17 protein-coding genes are annotated in these 20,325 nt (G+C 63.1%); 9 read left to right on the top strand and 8 right to left on the bottom strand.

All coding sequences use genetic code 11. The features are described from left to right. Positions 1-23 precede the first annotated feature (23 nt). Entirely contained in the window at positions 24-437 is a 414-nt protein-coding gene (locus tag D3242_RS12480) for a RidA family protein (RefSeq protein WP_019862992.1), read from the top strand. Here the strand turns inward: D3242_RS12480 and D3242_RS12475 are convergent. Further along, positions 434-1,528, bottom strand: a complete 1,095-nt coding sequence (locus D3242_RS12475; RefSeq protein WP_064984550.1) for an LLM class flavin-dependent oxidoreductase — start codon at positions 1,526-1,528, stop codon at positions 434-436. The two genes, D3242_RS12480 and D3242_RS12475, sit on opposite strands and share 4 nt — an antisense overlap. A 123-nt stretch (positions 1,529-1,651) precedes the next feature. On the opposite strand from D3242_RS12475, the gene D3242_RS12470 reads away from it, so the two are divergent. The 4 genes from D3242_RS12470 to D3242_RS12455 all read left to right on the top strand — a co-directional run bounded on the left by D3242_RS12470 (position 1,652) and on the right by D3242_RS12455 (position 5,770). Continuing rightward, the gene (locus tag D3242_RS12470; RefSeq protein WP_080644013.1) at positions 1,652-2,413 is read left to right on the top strand and encodes an HpcH/HpaI aldolase family protein; all 762 of its coding nucleotides are present in this window, start codon (positions 1,652-1,654) and stop codon (positions 2,411-2,413) included. A 395-nt stretch (positions 2,414-2,808) separates the two neighbouring features. Next, positions 2,809-3,606: an ABC transporter substrate-binding protein gene (locus tag D3242_RS12465; protein WP_019862988.1), complete on the top strand. Its 798-nt coding sequence runs from the start codon at positions 2,809-2,811 to the stop codon at positions 3,604-3,606. Between the two features lie 150 nt (positions 3,607-3,756). Further along, the gene (locus D3242_RS12460; protein ID WP_064984549.1) at positions 3,757-4,431 is read left to right on the top strand and encodes an amino acid ABC transporter permease; all 675 of its coding nucleotides are present in this window, start codon (positions 3,757-3,759) and stop codon (positions 4,429-4,431) included. Positions 4,432-4,480: 49 nt separating this feature from the next. Then, on the top strand, positions 4,481-5,770 hold the full coding sequence (locus D3242_RS12455) for a cysteine desulfurase-like protein (protein WP_019862986.1): 1,290 nt from the start codon (positions 4,481-4,483) through the stop codon (positions 5,768-5,770). 36 nt (positions 5,771-5,806) lie between these two features. Here the strand turns inward: D3242_RS12455 and D3242_RS12450 are convergent, their stop codons facing one another. From D3242_RS12450 to D3242_RS12430, 5 genes are read right to left on the bottom strand one after another with little or no spacing between them, the layout of a single operon-like run. Next, positions 5,807-6,640 (bottom strand): dipeptide ABC transporter ATP-binding protein, encoded by an 834-nt coding sequence (locus D3242_RS12450; protein WP_019862985.1) that lies wholly within the window; start codon positions 6,638-6,640, stop codon positions 5,807-5,809. Continuing rightward, positions 6,637-7,488: an ABC transporter ATP-binding protein gene (locus D3242_RS12445; RefSeq protein ID WP_081296120.1), complete on the bottom strand. Its 852-nt coding sequence runs from the start codon at positions 7,486-7,488 to the stop codon at positions 6,637-6,639. The genes D3242_RS12450 and D3242_RS12445 overlap by 4 nt, the downstream gene beginning before the upstream one ends. Further along, on the bottom strand, positions 7,488-8,399 hold the full coding sequence (locus D3242_RS12440) for an ABC transporter permease subunit (protein ID WP_019862982.1): 912 nt from the start codon (positions 8,397-8,399) through the stop codon (positions 7,488-7,490). The genes D3242_RS12445 and D3242_RS12440 overlap by 1 nt, the downstream gene beginning before the upstream one ends. After that, positions 8,399-9,406: an ABC transporter permease subunit gene (locus D3242_RS12435; protein WP_038651941.1), complete on the bottom strand. Its 1,008-nt coding sequence runs from the start codon at positions 9,404-9,406 to the stop codon at positions 8,399-8,401. The genes D3242_RS12440 and D3242_RS12435 overlap by 1 nt, the downstream gene beginning before the upstream one ends. A gap of 45 nt (positions 9,407-9,451) precedes the next feature. Beyond that, positions 9,452-11,050, bottom strand: a complete 1,599-nt coding sequence (locus D3242_RS12430) for an ABC transporter substrate-binding protein (protein ID WP_038651939.1) — start codon at positions 11,048-11,050, stop codon at positions 9,452-9,454. 467 nt (positions 11,051-11,517) lie between these two features. Here D3242_RS12430 and D3242_RS12425 point away from each other — a divergent pair, with 467 nt between their 5' ends. Both D3242_RS12425 and D3242_RS12420 read left to right on the top strand, forming a co-directional pair. After that, entirely contained in the window at positions 11,518-13,545 is a 2,028-nt protein-coding gene (locus tag D3242_RS12425; RefSeq protein ID WP_064984547.1) for a long-chain fatty acid--CoA ligase, read from the top strand. A gap of 16 nt (positions 13,546-13,561) precedes the next feature. Further along, complete coding sequence (locus D3242_RS12420) at positions 13,562-14,383, top strand: class I SAM-dependent methyltransferase (RefSeq protein ID WP_223217818.1); 822 nt, start codon at positions 13,562-13,564, stop codon at positions 14,381-14,383. On the opposite strand, the gene D3242_RS12415 is transcribed toward D3242_RS12420, so the two are convergent. After that, on the bottom strand, positions 14,367-15,089 hold the full coding sequence (locus tag D3242_RS12415; protein ID WP_038651935.1) for an HAD family hydrolase: 723 nt from the start codon (positions 15,087-15,089) through the stop codon (positions 14,367-14,369). The genes D3242_RS12420 and D3242_RS12415 overlap by 17 nt on opposite strands. A gap of 5 nt (positions 15,090-15,094) precedes the next feature. Then, a complete protein-coding gene (gene pgi, locus D3242_RS12410; RefSeq protein WP_081296119.1) occupies positions 15,095-16,738 on the bottom strand; it encodes a glucose-6-phosphate isomerase in 1,644 nt (547 codons plus the stop codon). Positions 16,739-17,039: 301 nt separating this feature from the next. On the opposite strand from pgi, the gene pdxR reads away from it, so the two are divergent. Next, the gene (pdxR, locus tag D3242_RS12405) at positions 17,040-18,533 is read left to right on the top strand and encodes a MocR-like pyridoxine biosynthesis transcription factor PdxR (protein WP_010913204.1); all 1,494 of its coding nucleotides are present in this window, start codon (positions 17,040-17,042) and stop codon (positions 18,531-18,533) included. Between the two features lie 193 nt (positions 18,534-18,726). After that, positions 18,727-20,316, top strand: a complete 1,590-nt coding sequence (locus tag D3242_RS12400; RefSeq protein WP_064984542.1) for a trimethylamine methyltransferase family protein — start codon at positions 18,727-18,729, stop codon at positions 20,314-20,316. The last annotated feature ends 9 nt before the right edge of the window (positions 20,317-20,325 follow it).

Here is a 20,325-nt window from a genome sequence, read left to right as displayed (position 1 = left end):
TCAGGAATACCGGGAGGCTTCAAATGCATGAGATTCTGCAGCCGGAAGGCTGGGCCAAACCGGTCGGCTACGCCAACGGCGTCGCGGCGCGTGGACGGCTCATCTTCGTTGGCGGACAGGTCGGCTGGAACGGGCAGTGCCAGTTCGAAACCGACGACTTCGTCGGCCAGGTGCGGCAGACGCTGCAAAACATCGTCGCTGTGCTGGCCGAGGCCGGCGCTGAACCACAGCACATCACCTCGATGACCTGGTATTTCACCGACAAGGCCGAGTATCTCGCCAATCTCAGGGGGCTCGGCGAAGCCTATCGCGAGGTCATCGGCCGGCATTTCCCGGCGATGGCCGCCATGCAGGTGATGGCGCTGGTCGAGGATCGCGCCAAGGTGGAGATCCAGGCCACTGCTGTGATTCCGGACGAACTCGTTCGTCTGGACTAAGTTACCCGCAGGCCTGCCTTCCTCAAAATCGGCAACACGTGGTCGCAGAAATAGGGCAGTTCCTGCGTGTAATTGACGAATGACAGCGCGATGCCCTGGTAACCCTGCCCGGCAATGGCGGCCATGTCGGCGGCGATCGTTTCGGGCGTGCCAATCAGCGGATAGGTGCCGGCGCCGCCGGCGAAACGCTGCCGGTAGCGGTCATAGGCATGCGGGTCGTGCGATTGCGAGAATTCCTTCTTGCCGGCCATGTGGGCATCGACCGCGTCGTGGTCGGCCATATCAACGGCATAGCGCGTGTAATAGGCCTGCGCCTCTTCCATCGTCGGGCGGCAGACGACATGCGCCACCGTGTAGACGCCGACATCGCGGCCCACCTTGTCGGCGCGTTCGCGAATGTCGGCGACATGCTTGCCGGCATCGCTCATCTCGGAAAAGGTCGTGAACAGGTAGTCGCACCGGGCGGCGGCGAAATCGCGGCCCGGCCCGCCGAACGCGGCGTTCATCGTCACCGGTCGCGGAACTTGCAGGCTGGCCGGCCGGCTCACCGCTTCCTTCAGGTGATAGTAAGTGCCTTCATAGTCGAGCGGCTCGGACGACGCATAGAGCTTCTCGAGGATTTCGATCCATTCGGCCGCCTGGTCGTAGCCCTTCTCGACCAGTGGCGTACCGAACATGCCGAATTCCTTCGGGTTCCAGCCGCAGACGATGTTGAGGCCGGCGCGGCCCTGGCTGATATGGTCGACCGTCGCCAGCGCCTTGGCGGCATAGAGCGGATGCACGAGCGGCACATGCACGGTCATGAACAGGCCGATCTGTTCGGTGGCCATGCTGAGGGCCGCCGCCCAGGTGAAGGTCTCGAACGACCACTCGCGCACCTTGTTGCGGCCGCCGAAACCACGCCACCGGGCGATCGGCAGCATGAACTCCAAGCCGGCACGGTCGGCGATCTGCGCCGCCGTCAGATTGTCCTGCCAGTTCGCCGCCCAGCGTTCCGGAACATCTGATATGGCAAGGCCGCCATCGGCATTGGTCGAAAAGACGCCAAGCTTCAGTTTGTTCGGGCCGTGCAACGGATGCGTTTTCATCATGTCTCGAACTCGCGGCGGGAGATCACACGCTACGGTGGCGGCAAAATATTTCAAGCCTGAAATAGCTTCGCCTCGCCGCCGTTTGCGGATATGAGTTTGGGCCAGACGACAAAGGGGATCGGCATGAGCGAATTCCGCCAGAAATGCATCGGCAAGGCAAACCTCGTCGGTTCGTTTGCCGCCATTCCCCATCCGGTCGCTGTCGAGGTGATGGCACTGTCCGGTCTCGACTTCCTTTGCATCGACTGGGAGCATGCGCAGATCTCGCGCGACATGATCGAGACCATGGTCCGCGCGGCCGACGTGCATCGCGTGCCGGTGATGGTGCGCGTTCCCGGCCATGCACCGGAAGCCATCCAGGCGGCGCTGGACAGCGGCGCGCAAGGCGTTCTGGTGCCGCGCGTCTCGACCGCTGCCCAGGCCGAAGCAGCCGTGAAGGCCTCGCGCTATCCGCCGCTGGGCGAGCGTGGCGTCGGGCCTGGCCGGGCCGCCGGCTATGGCTATCGCATTCCCGAATATCTTGCCGGCGCCAACGACAGGACCGTCGTCGCGGTCCAGGTCGAGACCGCGGAGGGGTTGGCCAACATCGATGCGATCGCGGCCGTCGACGGCGTCGACGTGATCTTCGTCGGCCCCGGCGACCTTTCGGTGTCGATCGACGCGATCGGACCGCAAGGCGCCGACAAGCTCAATGTAGCGATCCGGACGATCATTGCTGCCACGATCGCCCATGGAAAGACATCAGGCATATTTTGCGCCAGCCCACAGACCATCGGCCGGTGGGCAGGCATCGGCGCGAGTTTCTTCGTGCTGGCCAGCGACACGATGTTTCTGGGCGCCGGCGCCGCGGCCAACGCTGCCGCGGCGCGCGACGAATTGGCATAGACAGGCGCGGCCAGACAAAAGGCGTATCGCTGGAGCAACACGCAAGCCAAGCTTTTTAAGCTTAAAACTTTCGCCTTGAAATGCGCCCCACTTTGGATAAGCATTCAAGATCGATGACGGCGGCCGTGCCACAGGGGTTACCGGCCAGTCCATCGTGGTGCTTCGGGGGGTTCAGTCCTTGTCGTTCATGCTGCCCCAGTCATCATCCAGCGCACGCTGTGCTTCCGACGGCGGGCGCCGCCAGATCCGTGATCCGCAAACAGAGACCATCGCCAACCGCGCGCGCAGGTCGCTGCCATGAATTGACGCCCCGCTGGGAGGCGGGACGGCAAGAAACCGTGCGGGGCGAGCCCCGCCCGATCAACAACCAGAGGGGATACCCCAGAGGGAACACCATGAACCTGACACGTCGCAATCTCATCCTGCTCGCCGCTGCCATCGGCATTGCCGCCGGCCCCGCCACGGCTTATGCCGCCGATGTGCTCAATGTCGGCGCCTACCCGACCAATCCGCCCTTCGAGTACAAGAACGAGAGCGGCACTTTCGAGGGTTTTGAAGTCGACATCGTCAACGAAGCGGCCAAGCGCATCGGCATGACCACCGATATCGCCGATCTCGGCTTCCAGGCGCTGTTCGCGGCCACCACGTCGAAGCGCATCGACGTCGCCATCTCGTCGATCACCATCACGGCCGAGCGGCTGAAGTCGCAGTCTTTCACCCAGCCCTATTATGATTCCGACATGGGCATTGCCACCAAGACCGACAGCGCTGTTAACACCGAAGCCGACCTCAAGGGCAAGATCGTCGGCGTGCTGTCCGGCTCGACCGGCGAGACCTGGGTCAAGGCGCATCAGGAAGCCGACGGCTTCAGCGATGTGAAGGGCTATGACACACAGCAGAACCTGCTGCTCGACCTCAGCGCCGGCCGCGTCGACGCCGCCGTCAGCGACATTCCGGGCATGGAATACTCCTTCACCAAGATGAAGGATCTGAAGGTCAAGCAGCGCATCAAGACCGGCGAACAGTACGGCCTGATGATGACCAAGGACCATCCGCTGCTCGGCAAGCTCAACGACGCGCTGACCGCGATGAAGAAGGACGGCACGCTGGCCGCGATCCACAAGAAATGGTTCGGCAGCGACGCGCCGGCCGATTCCTCGACCGTCAAGGAAATGCCGCTGCCGAAGGCCTGAGCGGAGATGCACTGAAATCGTGCCGGCTTTCCAGGCCGGCACGATTCATTTCCTGCTCCGGCGCCGCTGCCGCGCGGACCGTCTCGCCATGGCGAGGTCGATTGGTCTTAACTCTGAGCACCCCTGGCTTTGGGGTTCGGGAACGCTCCCATGTCGCTGATCGACACCTTCTTCAATCCCGATGTCATCATGTCCAGCCTGCCGGCGCTGCTGCGCGGCTTCCTGAATACGCTGCTGCTTGGCATTTTGAGCATCGGCATCGGCATCCCCATCGGCCTGGTGATCAGCCTGCTGCGGCTCTATGCGCCGAAGCTGGTGCGCTGGCTGGCGGTCGGCTACACCGACATTTTTCGCGCGCTGCCGGTGCTGGTGGTGCTGATCCTGATCTATTACGCGCTGCCCTTCCTCGGCATCCGCCTGTCGTCCTGGGCGTCCGCCGTGACGGCCTTCGCCTTCATCATGTCGGCCTATTCGGCCGAAGTGTTCCGCTCCGGTATCGAAAGCATTCCGAAAGGCCAGTTTGAGGCGTCGCAGGCGCTTGGCCTGCCGTTCCTCTTGACCTTGCGCAAGGTCGTGCTGCCGCAGGCGATCCGCGTGGTCATCCCGCCGATGACCAGCAATTGCGTCTCGATGTTCAAGGACACCTCGCTCGCCTCGACCGTGGCGTTGCCGGAACTCCTGAAGGAAGCGACCAACGCCCAGTCGCTCTACGCCAACCCCTCGCCGCTGATCGGCGCCGCACTGGTCTATCTCATTTTCCTTTGGCCGATGGTGCGCCTCGTCAGCCTGCTTGAAGACCGCTTCAAGACCGAGAAGGCGCGCTGACCTCGGCAACCGATCTCCACCCGCCAAATTCTTCGCAGGAGCGTAACCCGTGAACAAGCACCAGACCGACAATGCGAACGCCTCAGCGTTCCCCGTCGACACTATCCGCGCCATGTTTCCCGCCCTGCAGCGGGCCGGCGATTTCATCTTCATGGACAATGCCGCCGGCGCGCAGATCCCGCAAAGCGTGCTCGACGCGGTGACCAACCATCTGGTTTCGCACAATGTGCAGCGTGGCGGCCGCTATGGCCGCAGCGTCACCGTCGATCAGTCCGTCGCCGACGCCCGGACAAGCGTGGCGCTGCTGATCAATGCCTATAGCCCGGCGGAAATCTGCTTCGGCATGAACGCCACCTCGTTCATCCGGCTCGTCAGCCTCGGCATCGGCCAGATGCTCGCCAAAGACATGGATGGGGGGCGAGACGAGATCATCATCACCGACATGGACCATGACGCCAACATCGCCACCTGGCTGGCGCTGGAACCCGTCGGCGCCAAGTTCAAATGGTGGCGCATGCGCGAGGACGGCAATCTGCATGTCGATGATCTGCGCCCACTGGTTTCCGAGCGCACCCGCCTCGTCGCCTGCACGGTGACGGCGCATTCGATCGGCTCGATCGTCGATGTCGCCTCGGTGGCCGAGATCGCGCATGCGGCCGGCGCGGAAGTGTTCCTCGACTGCGTGCATTACGGTCCGCACGGGCTGATCGACGTGCAGGCCTGGGATTGCGACTATCTCGTCTGCTCCGGCTACAAGAATTTCTCGCCGCATATGGGTTTTCTCTGGGGCCGCTTCGAAACGCTCAAGCGGCTGCCGACCTTCCGTGAGGATTTCATCCCCGACGAACCGCCCTACAAGGTCGAGGCGGGCACCTTCATCTACGAGAATGTCTCGGGCATGGATGCCGCCGTGCAGTATCTGGAACTGATCGGCCGCAATCTGGCTCCGTCCAACAACCGCTCGCGGCGCGAAAACATCGTCGCCGGCATGGGCGCCATCCGCGACTATGAGCTGCTTCTGGCGCGCGAGATGCTTGCCGTGCTGAAAGGTTGCGGCGCGACCATCTACGGTGTTGCTGACGAAGCCCGCATCAACGAGCGCGTGCCGACCTTCTGCTTCAACATTGACAGACTGTCACCGCAGCGGATCGTCGAGGAAATGGCCGAGATGCAGATCGGCATCCGCGACGGCCACATGTATGCGCCGCGGCTGATGAAGCGCCTCAATTTGTCGATGGACAGCGGCGCCATCCGCGCCTCGCTGGTGCACTACAACACGGTCGAGGAAGTGCACAAATTCGGCGAGGCGTTGCGTGCGATTATCGCCAGGCTGTCCTGATCGATGAAGGTGGCCTGATGGCTGCGGCCAGCAGTCTCAGGCCGCCGCCTTCTTCTTCGCCAATCTCGCCTTGATCGAGGCGACGTCGGCGCGCGGCGTCGCGGCAAACAGCGTCTTGGTGTAGCTGTGCTTGGGGTCGGAAAAGACCTCTTCACGCGAGCCATATTCGACCGCTTCGCCGAAATACATCACCATCACGTCGTCGGCGATGTAGCGCACCACGGAGAGATCGTGGCTGATGAAGACATAGGTCAGCTGGAACTCGTCCTGCAGGTCGGCGAGCAGGTTGAGCACCTGCGCCTGCACAGACAGATCAAGCGCGGAGACCGGCTCGTCCAGCACCAGCAGGCTGGGGTTGAGCATCAGCGCACGGGCGATGGCGATACGCTGGCGCTGGCCGCCCGAAAACATGTGCGGGTAGCGGTTGTAGTGCTCGGGTCCGAGGCCGACCTTCTTCAGCATCTTCATGGCGAGGTCGCGCCGTTCCTCGGCCGGCTTGTTGGTGTTGATGAGCAGCGGTTCGCCCAGCACGTCGCCGATCTTCTGGCGCGGGTTGAGCGAGCCGTACGGGTTCTGGAAGACGATCTGCACCTTGCGGCGCATCTCCTTGGTCAATCCGCCCCTGGCGATGTCGACCTTGTTGCCGTCGATGAACAGTTCGCCCGAAGTCGCGGGATCGATCAGCGTGATGATGCGGGCAAGCGTCGACTTGCCGCAGCCGCTTTCACCGACGATGGCCAGCGTCTTGCCCTTGTCGACACTGAAGGAAACGCCCTTGACCGCATGCACGGTGCGCTGCGCGCGAAACAGCCCGCCGCCGACATGGTAGTCGCGCACGATATTCTTGCCTTCGACGACCTTGATGCTCATGCGGCGGCTCCCGAGGGCGCCGGCTCGAACAGCATGTCGGAGACGGTCGGCAGCCGGTCGCCCACGGCATTCTCCGGCAGCGCCGACAAAAGCGCGCGGGTGTAATTGCTCATCGGCGATTCAAACAGCGACAGCACGTCGGCCTCTTCCATCTTGCGGCCCTTGTACTGGACGATGACGCGATCGGCGGTCTCGGCCACCACGCCCATATTGTGGGTGATCATGATCAGGCCCATGCCGTATTTGGCCTGCAGCGAGACCAGGAGATCGAGGATCTGCTTCTGGATGGTGACGTCGAGCGCGGTGGTCGGCTCGTCAGCGATCAAAAGCTTTGGATTGCAGGCAATGGCAATGGCGATCATGACGCGCTGGCATTGGCCGCCCGACATTTGGTGCGGGAACGAGTTCAGCCGTTCCGCCGGCTCGGCAATGCCGACCTGCGTGAGGAGTTCGATGGCGCGCGCCCGGCGCTGCGCACCGTCCATGCCCATATGGAAACGCAGCACCTCCTCGATCTGGAAGCCGACGGTGAAGCAGGGATTGAGGCTGGCCATCGGCTCCTGGAAGATCATAGACATGTCCTTGCCGACGATCTTGCGCCGCTCGGCAGGGCTCAGCTTCAGCAGATCGCGGCCATTGAAGCTCATGCGGTCGGCGGTGACCTTGGCGGTCCATGGCAAAAGGCCCATCACCGCCAGCATCGAGACCGACTTGCCGGAACCGGATTCGCCGACGATCGCCAGCACTTCGCGCTCGTCGACATGCAAGGAAACGCCATCGACCGCCCGGAACATACCTGATGCGGTCTGGAATTCGACGACGAGGTTCTGGATGTCCAGCAGCGCCATCACGACCTCCTCAATTTCGGATCGAGCGCATCGCGCAGACCGTCGCCGATCAGATTGATGGCAAGCACGGTGATCAGGATCGCCAGGCCTGGGAAGGTCACCACCCACCAGGCGCGCAGGATGAATTCACGCGCCGAGGCGAGCATCGTGCCCCATTCGGGCGTCGGCGGCTGGGCACCGAGGCCGAGGAAGCCGAGAGCGGCCGCTTCGAGGATGGCGTTGGAGAAAGACAAGGTGCCCTGGACGATCAGCGGTCCCAGGCAATTGGGCAGGATGGTGCGAAGCATCAGCCTGAGATGCCCGGCGCCGGCGACCTTCGCCGCCACGACATATTCGCGGCTCTTCTCCGCCATCACCGCGGCGCGCACAAGGCGCGCGAAATGCGGCTGCAGCACGAGCGCGATGGCCAGCATCGCATTGAACAGGCCGGGACCGAGGATGGTGACCATCACCAGCGCCAGCAACAGCGACGGGAAGGCCAGGATGAGGTCCATGACGCGCATGATCGCCACGTCGACCCAGCCGCGGAAATAGCCGGCCAGCAGGCCGAGCGTGATGCCGCCGATGAGCGCCAGCGAGACCACGACCGCGCCGATCAGCAGCGAGAAGCGCGCGCCATAGAGCAGGCGCGAAAGGATGTCGCGCCCGACCGGATCGGTGCCGAGCAGATATTGCGAGCTGCCGCCTGCCTGCCATGCAGGCGGCCGCAAGAATGCGGTCTTGTCCTGGATGTCTGGCGCGTAGGGGGCCAGCAGCGGCGCAAAGAGCGCCGCCAGCACCAAAAGGACGAAGACGAACAGGCCTATAACGGCGCCCCGGTTCACCGAGAAATAATACCAGAAGGTCCTGAGACCGGTGAGGCGATCCGGGTTGCCGGCGGCCATCGGCGCGATTTCGGTCGACTGGCTCATCACGCCGCCCTTATGCGTGGGTTGATAACGGCATAGAGCACGTCGACGATCAGATTCACGGCCATGACGATAAGCGCGATCAACAGCAGGCCAGACTGCACGACAACATAATCGCGCTTGGATATGGATTCGACCATCCACCTGCCGATGCCCGGCCACGAGAAGATCGTTTCGGTGAGGATGGCGCCGGCGAGCAGCGTGCTAACCTGCAAGCCGATTGTGGTGACTACCGGGATGAGTGCGTTGCGCAGAGCATGCACACCGATGACTCGGGCCGACGAGAGGCCTTTGGCTCGGGCAGTCCGTACATAATCCTCGCCCAGCACTTCAAGCATGGCGGAGCGCGTCTGGCGCGCTATCACAGCCAGCGGAATGGTACCGAGCACAATTGTCGGCAGCACCAGATGGCGCAATACCGAGCGGAATGCATCCCATTTGCCGTAGAGCAAGGTGTCGATGGTCATGAAACCGGTGATCGGCTTGAAGAAGTACTGCAGGTCGATGCGGCCGTTAACCGGCGTCCAGCCGAGGTAGCCGGAGAAGAAGATGATCAGCAGCAGGCCCCACCAGAAGATCGGCATGGAATAGCCGACGAGCGCGGTGCCCATCAGCGACTGATCGAACCAGGAGCCGCGCTTGACCGCCGCGAAGATGCCGGCCGGAATGCCCAGTACCATGGCGAAGATCATGGCAAAGAACGACAGTTCCAGCGTCGCAGGGAAGAGCGTCTTGAACTCTTCGAGCACCGGGCGCTTGGACGAAATCGAGACGCCGAAATCGCCGGTCACGACCTCACCGACATAGCGTGTGTATTGCTGCCAGATCGGCAGATTGTAGCCGAACTGCTCCTTCAGCTCTTCATAACGCGCCGGCGCCACACCGTGTTCACCGGCCATGGCAAGAATAGGATCGCCGGGCAGCAGCCTGACGAACGCAAAGGCGCAGATCGTGATGCCGACAAGCGTCGGGATCAAAAGTGCAATTCGGTGGAGGATATATTTTAGCATGATGTAGGGGGGCGGCGCTTCATTGCGCCGCCCCGCTCTATAGTCTTATTCGGCCTTGTCAACGCCGTCGAAGCGGTGAATGCCGAGCGGATCCATCTTGAAACCGCTGACATTGTTGCGCACGACCGCGTAGACTTGGCTGTGGACCAGCAGGAAGGCGGGCGCTTCCTTGGCGAAGATCACCTGCGCCTGTTCGTAGAGCTTGGTGCGCTCGGCCTGGTCGCTGGTCTTCTTGGCTTTCTGGATCAGATCCTCGAAGTCCTTGTCGCACCAGCTGGAGTAGTTCGAGACGCCGATGGCGGAGCAGGCGAACAGGGTGGCGAAGAAGTTGTCCGGATCGCCATTGTCGCCGGTCCAGCCGATCTGGAACGCACCGGGACGGTCCTTCTTCTTGCCTTCCGAGCGATACTTGGTCCACTCGTAGTTGACGATCTCCGCCTTGACACCGACCTTGGCCCAGTCGGCCTGGATCAGTTCGGCGGCGCGCTGGAAGTTCGGGTTGTACGGGCGAACGCGGTCGGATGCCCAGAGCTGGATTTCCTTCAGGCCGGCGTCGGCCAGCACCTTCTTGGCCGCTTCCGGATTGTAGGCGTCGGTCTTCACATCCTTGTTCCACGACCACATGGTCGGCGGGATCAGGTTTTCGGCAGGCGTGGCGCCTGCATCCTGGAACAGCGACTTGATCAGCGATTCCCGATCGATCGCCTGGTTGAGCGCATGGCGCACCTCAGGCTTGTCGAGCGGCGGGATGGTGGTGTTGTAGCTCATATAGCCGATGTTCAGGCCGGCCTGATCCATCAGGGTCACGTCCTTGTTGGCCTTGATGGTGGCGATGTCGGCCGGGTTCGGATAGGGCGCGATGTCGCATTCCCCGGCGAGCACCTTCTGGGTGCGGGCGGTGGCGTCAGGCGTGATGGCGAAGACGAGATCGTCGATCTTTTCCTTGCCCTTGAAATAATCCGGGTGAGCCGCGTAGCGGATGACCGAATCCAGCTGGTAGTCGACGAACTGGAACGGACCAGTGCCGATCGGCTTGGTCGAGAAATCGGCCATCTTGCCGGACTTCTCCAGCTGGTCGGCATATTCCTTCGACACGATCGACGCGAAGTCCATGCCAAGGTTGGCCAGCATCGGCGCGTTCGGCTCGGTCAGCGTCAGCTTGACGGTAAGGTCATCGACCTTTTCCCACTTGGCGACGTATTTCGGCATGTCCATGCCGGTGTAGTAGTCCCAGGTCAGGTTCGGCAGATACTTGTCGCCGTTCCAGGGGTTCGCCTTGTTGAACTGGCGATCAAAGGAGAAAACGACGTCGTCGGCGTTGAGGTCACGCGTCGGCTTGAAATAGTCGGTGGTCTGGAACTTGACGCCCGGATGCAGGTGGAAAGTGTAGACCAAGCCGTCGTCGGAAATCTCCCACTTGTCGGCAAGGCCAGGCTCGACTTCGGTGCCGCCATGCTTGAATTCGACCAGACGCGAATAGACGGTACGCGACGAGGCATCGAAGTCGTTGCCGCCGGTCGTGGTACCCGGATCAAAATTGGCAGGCGACGCTTCCGAGCAATAGACGAGCGTCTTTGCATTGGCCATGCCGCTCAGTACGCTTGCGGCCAGCAAAGCGGCCGCAAAAGCGAGTTTCTTTTTCATTGAGCACTCCCTGATGTTCTTCCAAGCCCCTCTATCAGGCTCGCGAAGCGCGCATATAAGCACCGTTTTTCCGGCTTTGGAACACCCCGTTTGCTTACCCCTCGGGAAGCAGGAAAAAAATCTGCCATTTTGCTAAAAGGCAGAAAAAATTAGCAGTTTTTTCCACTCACGAGATTATTAACGACCGCATTTTTTTATTGATCTGGCATATGGCGACATGGCCTCCGCGTCCGCCCTCATCCGATCATCGATGCGGAAAGATGCCGGTTCCAAGTGTCGTCGGCGGGAAAGATTTTCGACGGCAAATCTTTCGGCGCCCTGCCGCAAGGGCAAGACTTGCACCGCCGCCGATAGAGGCAATACATAGATGGATATGCTGGCGGCACGGAGGACGCCTCTGTCAATTCGGAGGCGGGCGCGGCATAGGCGACCGAAACGGGCGAACAGGAATTGTCGAGGAGGAACGGGTGGCAAAAGCATCAAAGGCGCCGGTGAAAGCGTCGGCAAAGGCAGTCTCGAAACCAGCCGCCGCCGACGATCAAGGTAAAGCCGGTGCCAAGGCCTCGACCGCCAGCACAGGCGCAAGACCTGCCAAGGCGGCACTGGCAGCCACCGCCAAGGCCGTTGCGAAGCCGGCGGCAAAAGCCGCCCCGGCAAAGACCTCAGCGACGAAGACTTCTCCGGCGAAGACCCCTGCAAAGGCTTCTCCCACAAAGACCGGGGCAGCGAAGGCCGCATCGCCAGCAAAGGCAGCGCCGACATCGAAACCGGCGGCAGCTGACACCAAGCGGTTGCCGAAGGCGCTCACGGAACTTGCCGCAGGCCTGCCCGAAAAGCCTTGGCTCAAGAGCTATCCGAAAAATGTTCCGGCCGAGATCGGTGCGTTGCCCTACAGTTCGATCGGCGATTTCCTGGTCGCCGCCTGCAAGCAGTTTTCCGCCCAGCCGGCCTTCACCTGCATGGACAAATCCATCAGCTATGCCGATGTCGAGCAGTTGTCGGCGGCCTTCGGTGCCTATCTGCAATCGAAGGGGCTGCAAAAGGGTGCGCGCGTCGCCATCATGATGCCTAACGTTCTGCAATATCCGGTGGCGATGATGGGCATCCTGCGCGCCGGCTATGTCGTGGTAAACATCAATCCGCTTTACACGCCGCGCGAGTTGGAGCACCAGCTCAAGGACTCCGGCGCGCAAGCCATCGTCATCCTGGAAAACTTCGCCAACACCTTGCAGGCGGTAGTCTCCAGGACCGCGGTCAAGCATGTCGTGGTGGCGGCCATGGGCGACATGCTTGGCGGCCTCAAGGGCACGATCGTCAACTTCGTCGTGCGCCGCGTGAAGAAAATGGTGCCGGCATGGTCGCTGCCCGGGCATGTCAAGTTCAACGCGGCGATGAAGGCCGGCGCCGGCCTTGGCTTCAAGCCGGCCAAGGTTGCGGCCGACGATGTCGCCTTCCTGCAATATACGGGCGGCACCACGGGCGTGTCGAAAGGCGCCACGCTGCTGCACAGCAATGTGCTCTCCAATGTCGTGCAGAACGCGCAGTGGATGGAAGACGCCTATACGATCAAGCCGAAGCCCGCACACCCGAACTTCATCTGCGCGCTGCCGCTCTATCATATCTTCGCGCTGACGGTGAACGCGCTGATGGGCATGCAGCAAGGCGCTCGCAACGTGCTCATTCCCAATCCGCGCGATATTCCGGGCTTCGTCAAGGAACTCCAGAAGTATCCGGTCCACATCTTTCCCGGCCTCAACACGCTGTTCAACGCGCTGCTCAACAATGAGGACTTCCGCAAACTCGACTTCAAGCCGCTGGTGCTGACGCTTGGCGGCGGCATGGCGGTGCAGAAGGGCGTCGCCGAGCGCTGGAAGGCTTTGACCGGTTGCCCTGTCACTGAGGGCTACGGCCTCTCGGAAACGTCACCGGTGGCGACGGCCAACAAGTTCAGTTCCGGTGACTTCACCGGCACGATCGGCCTGCCGCTGCCCTCGACGGAAATCGCCATCCGCGACGATGACGGCAACAATTTGCCGCTCGGCGAGGTCGGCGAAATCTGCATCAGGGGACCGCAGGTGATGGCGGGCTACTGGAACCGGCCTGACGAGACCGCCAAGGTGATGACCAAGGACGGCTACTTCAAGTCCGGCGACATGGGCTTCATGGACGAGCGCGGCTACACCAAGATCGTTGACCGCAAGAAGGACATGATCCTGGTCTCGGGCTTCAACGTCTATCCGAACGAACTCGAGGAGGTCGTGGCCATGCATCCAGGCGTGCTCGAAGTCGCGGCGATCGGCGTGCCGGATGAGCATTCGGGCGAAGTGCCGAAGCTGTTCATCGTCAAGAAGGATCCGGCCCTGACCGTGGAAGCCATCACCGCTTTTTGCCGCGAGAACCTGACCGGCTACAAGCGGCCCAAATATATCGAGTTCAGGACCGAATTGCCGAAGACGCCGGTCGGCAAGATCCTGCGGCGGGCATTGCGCGCCTGATGCACATCGCCCAAAAGTGACCTCGGTTTTGGGAGAACGACATGCACCAAAACAAAGAGCTGAAGCGCAGCGCGCTTTAGCGAGGCGCCACCCCTTCGGCGACGAGGGACCAAGCAAGGACTTGCCAAACCGCCCGCGCCTCGACCCGGCGGAATTCATCAAGGCGAACATGCGCCTTGTTCCTGTACCGGCGCTTCCCGAAATCCGGTTCTACACCGCCCATCCGGGCAGCGGATTGAGACGCCTCGTCGATCCTGAAGACGATATTGATGCGGACGACGATGCGCCAGAACCGCAGCCGCCCTACTGGGCCTATGCGTGGGCCGGCGGCGCGGTGCTGGCGCGCCACATCCTCGACAATCCGATGACCGTGGCGGGCCGTCGCGTGCTGGACCTGGGGGCGGGTTCGGGCATTGTCGGCATTGCCGCCGCCAAGGCCGGCGCAAGCGAGGTGATCGCCGCCGAGATAGACCGCAACGGCGTTGCCGCTATCGGCCTCAACGCGGCGGCCAACGGCGTCGAGATCACGATCGTCCACCAGGATATCACCACGGGGCCGCCGCCGGCCGTCGACCTCGTGCTTGCAGGCGACGTGTTCTACGGCCACGAGGTTGCCCTACGGGTTACCCCGTTCCTCGATCGCTGTTTGGCAGCCGGCATCGAGGTGCTGGTCGGCGATCCGCGTCGCCATGACCTGCCGCTGGCCCGGCTGCGACTGCTCGCCGAACATCAGGTGCCGGATTTCGGTGACGCGAAAGATGCCACGCTGAAGCCGAGCGGCGTCTTTCGTTTCGAGGCCGAGACCGCGCTGGCGGGAGCGATCAAACCGTCTCCTTGACCCGCGTCGACAGGAAATCCGGCAGGTCGGCGACGGAATCGAGAACGACGTCGGCAATGCCGGCCAGCGATTCGCGCGTGCCGGTGCCGGAGAGCACGCCCACCGCCAGGCCGCAGCCGCCGGCGCGCGCCATTTCGAGATCGTGGCGGTTGTCGCCCACCATGGCGATCTCCGCTGGCTTCAGGCCGGTGAGGTCGCAAAAGGCCTGGATGGTGTCGGGCGCGGGTTTGGGATTGGCCACCGCGTCATAGCCATAGGCGGCGTCGAACAGCTGGGCGACGCCCAGCGTGACCAAGGTCTTTTCCGCGCCGCTGGTGGAATCGTTGGTGGCGACGCCAAGCCGGTAGGATCTTTTGTGCAGCACCGCCAAGGTATCGACGATGCCCGGCAGCGCCACCGCCATCGCCGAGCCCTGCACCGAGGTGATCTCGTTGAAGCGGGCTACGGCCAGCATCTGGTCTTCGTCGGACAGACGCGGGAACCACAGCTCGACGACATCCATGTTGGTGCCCGAGGCAAAGATCGAATCGGGCTTGAAGCGCCGGCTGGCGAAATCGAAGCCGGCGGCCGCAAGCAGCCTGTCGGCCTTCCAGCGGTCGCCATCAGCGGCATCCATGGCCATGAAATCGGCGACGCCGAGCCAGGTCGCGTTGAAGTCGACAAGTGTCCCGTCCTTGTCGAACAATATACCCTTGATGTCTGCCAAATCAGTCACTCCGAACCGCGCAATTGGTGGATGCGTTCCACAAGGCCCCTGGTCGAGGCGTCCCGGTTTGCGGCGCTTTCCTTGCCTTCCACGACAGGCAGCAGGCCGGTCGCCAGCTCCTTGCCGAGCTCGACGCCCCACTGGTCGAAGGAATTGATGTTGAACAGCGTGCCCTCGACGAAGACGCGGTGCTCATAGAGCGCGATCAGCCGCCCGAAAGTGCGCGGGTCGAGCTTGCGATAGAGGATGGTCACCGAAGGCCGGTTGCCGGAGAAGACACGATGCGGCGCAATCTTGTCGACGTCGGCCGGCTTCATGCCCTTGGCCAGCATCTGCGCGCGCGCCTCGTCCAGCGTGCGGCCCTTCATCAGCGCTTCGGACTGCGCCAGGCAATTGGCGAGCAGCAAATCATGCTGGTGCTTGAGCTCCGGCTCATGGCCGACAGCCGCGGCCAGGAACTCGACCGGGATGAAGTCGGTGCCCTGGTGCAAAAGCTGGAAGAAGGCGTGCTGGCCATTGGTGCCCGGCTCGCCCCAGACCAGCGGCCCGGTCGGTGTCGCCACGGGCGTGCCGTCAAGGGTGACGCCCTTGCCGTTCGATTCCATGTCGAGCTGCTGCAGATAGGCCGGCAGCCGGGACAGGCGCTGGTCATAGGGGATGACCGCGCGGGCCGGATAGCCGCAGATCACGCGATGCCACCAGCCGACCAGCCCGAGAATTGCCGGCAGGTTCCCGGCGAGCGGGGTGGTGCGGAAATGCTCGTCCATCTCGTGCGCGCCGTCGAGGAAGGCGCGAAAATTTCGCGGGCCGACGGCGATCATGACGGGCAGGCCGATCGCGCCCCAGACCGAATAACGGCCGCCGACCCAGTCCCAGAAACCGAAGACGCGGTTTTGCTCGATGCCGAACTTGGCCACCAGGTCGAGTGCCGTCGAAACAGCGGCGAAATGCTTGCCGACCGCCTGCTTGCCGAGTGCCTTCTGCACCCAGTCGCGCGCCGTCTGCGCGTTGGTCATCGTCTCGACCGTGGTGAAGGTCTTGGAGGCGATGATGAACAGCGTGGTTTCGGCCGACAGGCCCTTCAGCGTGTCGTGGATGTGGGCGCCGTCTATGTTGGACACATAATGCGCGCGTGGCCCGTCATGATATGGCGCCAGCGCCAGCGTCGCCATAGCCGGGCCGAGGTCGGAGCCGCCAATGCCGATGTTGACGATGTCGGTGATCTTCTTGCCGGTGGCGCCAAGAGCCTTGCCTGAACGGATGGCATCAGCGAAGGCGCCCATCGCGTCGAGCACGGAAATGACGTCGGCCTTGACGTCCTGGCCGTCGACCGTGACGCCCTTGCCGCTGAGATTGCGCAGCGCCGTGTGCAGCACGGCGCGGTCCTCGGTGATGTTGATCTTCTTGCCGGCGAACATGGCGGCGCGGCGACCCTCGAGATCGGCGGCGCCGGCGAGCTTCTCCAGCAAGTCCATGGTGACGGCATCGACGGCGCATTTCGACCAGTCGAGCAAAAGGTCACCATCGGTGGCGGAGAGTGTCTGGAAACGCTGTGGATCGGCGGCGAAGGCCTGGCGCATGCTCGCAGGTGCCGCGGTGCGATGATCGCGCAAGGCGGCGAGCTGTTTCTGGAAGGCTGACTTATCCAATGGCGGGGAGCTCCTGGCGTTTTTCGACATACTTTATCAGACCGGATGTTTCCGGCGCGTGTCGTCGCGACAAACCTATTGAGCCGAATTCCGTGCGGTCAATACGCGGCGATGCCGCATCGCATCACGATGCGATGCACTATGTGTCACTTCGGGCGGCCGCAGAGCCCAATTTGGCTGAAGGATCACTGGCATAAATCCCAAAGATCAGAAAAATTGATTGGCGCAACCCCTTGTGCCACCCATACACTCGACTGGTCCAGCCAAATGAAAATGGCTGGCCATCCGAGGAAGATTTCCCATGCCACAGCGCAACGACACGGCCATATGGTCCGGCCTGTTCCGGATTTCGGCCGAATCCGGCCAAACCCTGCAGGCGCAGATCCGCCAGGCCATCGTGGCCGCCATTCTCGACCGGCAGATCGCCGCTTCGATGCCGCTTCCCTCCTGCCGGATCCTGGCCGAGAAGCTGGGCGTCGCACGCGGGACGGTGGTGCTGGCCTTCCAGCAGCTCGTCGACCAGGGGTTCCTGGTGGCGCGCGAGCGGCGCGGCCATTTCGTCAACCCCGACGTGCTGGCAACACCGGCCAAGCCGCACCAGAAGGCGCCCGACCAGGCCAATGAGATCGACTGGAAGGCACGCCGGCAGATCGCCGCCAGCGACATGCCGCCGCCGGCCAAGCACGAGAACTGGATCAAGTCGTCCTACCCCTTCGTCTACGGCCAGTTCGACCCGGCGCTGTTCCCGACCGCCGAATGGCGCGAGTGCAACCGCATGGCGCTGGCCGTGCTCGAAATCCGCAACTGGGCGTCCGACATGGTCGATCGCGACGATCCGCTGCTGATCGAGCAGATCCAGGCGCGGCTCTTGCCCCGGCGCGGCATCTTCGCCAATCCCGACGAGATCATCGTCACGCTTGGCGCCCAGAACGCGCTCTACATGCTGGCTTCGCTGCTGATGACCAAGGGCTCGAAGGTGGCGATGGAGGACCCGGGCTACCCCGACGCACGCTCGATCTTCCGGCTTGCGGGCGCCGACATCCAGCCGGTGCCGGTCGACCAGTCCGGCATCGTAACCTCTTCTATCCCCAATGATTCCGGCTTCGTCTTCGTCACGCCCAGCCATCATTGCCCGACCATGGTGCCGTTGTCGGCCGAGCGGCGGCAGGACCTTCTGGCGCGTGCCAACCGGCACAACCAGATCATCATCGAGGACGGCTATGACAGCCAGCTTCTCGACGAGGCGCCGCAGCAGGCGCTGAAGAGCCTCGATCGTTCCGGCCGCGTCGTCTATGTCGGCTCGATGTCGAAGACGCTGGCCCCGGGCCTGCGGCTTGGCTACATCGTGGCCTCTGCTGGACTAATCTCGGAACTGAGGGCGCTGCGCCGCTTCATGCTGCGCCATCCGCCGGCCAACAACCAGCGTGCGGTGGCGCTCTTCCTGTCGCTCGGCCATCACGAGGCCTTGGTGCGGCGCCTGTCGAGCGCCTTCGACGAGCGGCGCAAGCGTCTGGTCCATGCGATTTCCGCTTTCCTGCCGGAATGGCGCTCGACCGACTCGGCCGGCGGCACGTCGCTCTGGCTCGAAGGCCCGCGCGGCACCGATTCCCGCGGTTTGGCCGAGGCCGCGGCCTCGCGCAGCGTCATCATCGAGCCGGGAGACCGCTTCTTCGACCGCACCGAAAAGCCTTCGCGTTTCATGCGGTTGGGCATTTCCTCGATCGCGCTGCAGCACATCGAGCCAGGCATCCGGGAACTGGCCACCGCCGCCGGGCGCAGGCCCGCCGCCGCCTGATCCACTTATCCGATCCTTTTGACCGGGGCCGCCCGATCGCGGCCCCGTTTCCTTTAGCGCTGGCATATGCAACCAGACCGGCTGGCTCATGGTCTGGGCCAATGCCGGCGGCATAGTCGTGGCACAAAGGGGAAGAAGCAGCCGATGGTGGACCAACCGCCGCCCTGTTTCCGAGAAAAGGTGGAGTGCCTCCATGTCTGTGGTTCTTGAAAAGCAGGAAGCGGCGGCGGATCAGCGCTCGCGCCGCTCCGGTGGACGCGAAGCGCGCCGTGCCATGCGGGCAGCGCCGCTCGCCGACGACATCAGGCCGGTGCGCGCCGGCCTCGAGGGCGGCAGCTACGGGCCGCTGCGCGGCAACGACCAGGAGCGCATCCACGAGGCGGTGCTGACGCTGCTGGAGACGGTCGGCTTCGCCAATGCCATCCCCTCTTGCATCGAGGCGCTGACCAAGGCCGGCGCCACCTATGGCGACGATGGCCGCATCCGTTTCCCGCGCGCCCTGGTGCTCGATACGATCAAAAAAGCGGCACGCAATTTCACCTTGCACGGCCAGGATCCGAAACACGATATGGTGATCCAGGGCAAGCGCGTGCACTACGGCACGGCTGGCGCCGCCGTGCATCTGGTCGATGTCGAGAAGCGCGAATACCGCGAATCGCTGCTGCAGGACATCTATGACGCCGCCCGCATTGTCGAGGGGCTCGACAACATCCATTTCTTCCAGCGGCCGATGGTGCCGCGCGACATTCCCGATCCGCTCGAAATGGACTTCAACACGCTCTATGCCTGCGTGATGGGTACGTCCAAGCATGTCGGCACCTCGTTCACGGTGCGCGAGAACGTGCAGCCGGCGCTGGAAATGCTCTATGCCATTGCCGGCGGGGAGGAGAATTTCCGCGCCCGGCCGTTCGTGTCGAACTCCAACTGCTTCGTCGTGCCGCCGATGAAATTCGCCGAGGATGCCTGCGGCGTGCTCGAGGCCTGCGTCGAAGGCGGCATCCCGATCCTGCTTTTGTCGGCCGGCCAGGCCGGCGCGACCGCGCCGGCGGCGATTGCCGGCGCCGTGGTGCAGGCAGTGGCCGAAGTGCTGGCCGGTCTGGTCTATGTCAACGCCATCAAGCCGGGGCATCCGGCAATCTTCGGCACATGGCCGTTCGTGTCGGACCTACGGACCGGCGCCATGTCAGGCGGCTCGGCCGAACAGGCGGTGCTGACCGCGGCCTGCGCGCAGATGGCGCAGTTCTACGATCTGCCGGGTGGCTCGGCCGCCGGCATGACGGATTCGAAACTGCCCGACATCCAGTCCGGCTACGAAAAAGGCATCACCGACGTGATGGCCGGCTTGGCCGGGCTCAACCTCGTCTATGAATCGGCCGGCATGCATGCCTCGCTGCTCGGCTTCTGCCTGGAAAGCCTGATCATCGACAATGACATGCTCGGCCATTGCCTGCGCTGCGTGCGCGGCATCGAGGTGACAGACGAAGCGCTGTCGATCGACACCATCGCCGAAGTCTGCCTGAATGGGCCTGGCCACTATCTCGGCAACGAGCAGACGCTGCGGCTGATGCAGACGGAGTATTTCTACCCGGCCGTCGGCGACCGGTTTTCGCCGAAGGAATGGAACGAGAAGGGCCGTCCCGACATATTGCAGCGCGCGATCATCGAGAAGAAGCGCATCCTTGCCGAACGCTTCCCGCGCCATGTGCCAAAACTGCTCGACGAAAAACTGCGCGCCCGCTTCGGCGACATGATCAAGCTGCCGCGCGCCAATATGGGCGGGTAGCCGGTTTGC

Source organism: Mesorhizobium jarvisii (genome assembly GCF_003601985.1).
Lineage (GTDB): Bacteria > Pseudomonadota > Alphaproteobacteria > Rhizobiales > Rhizobiaceae > Mesorhizobium > Mesorhizobium jarvisii.
This window is presented reverse-complemented; position numbering and strand designations above follow the sequence as displayed.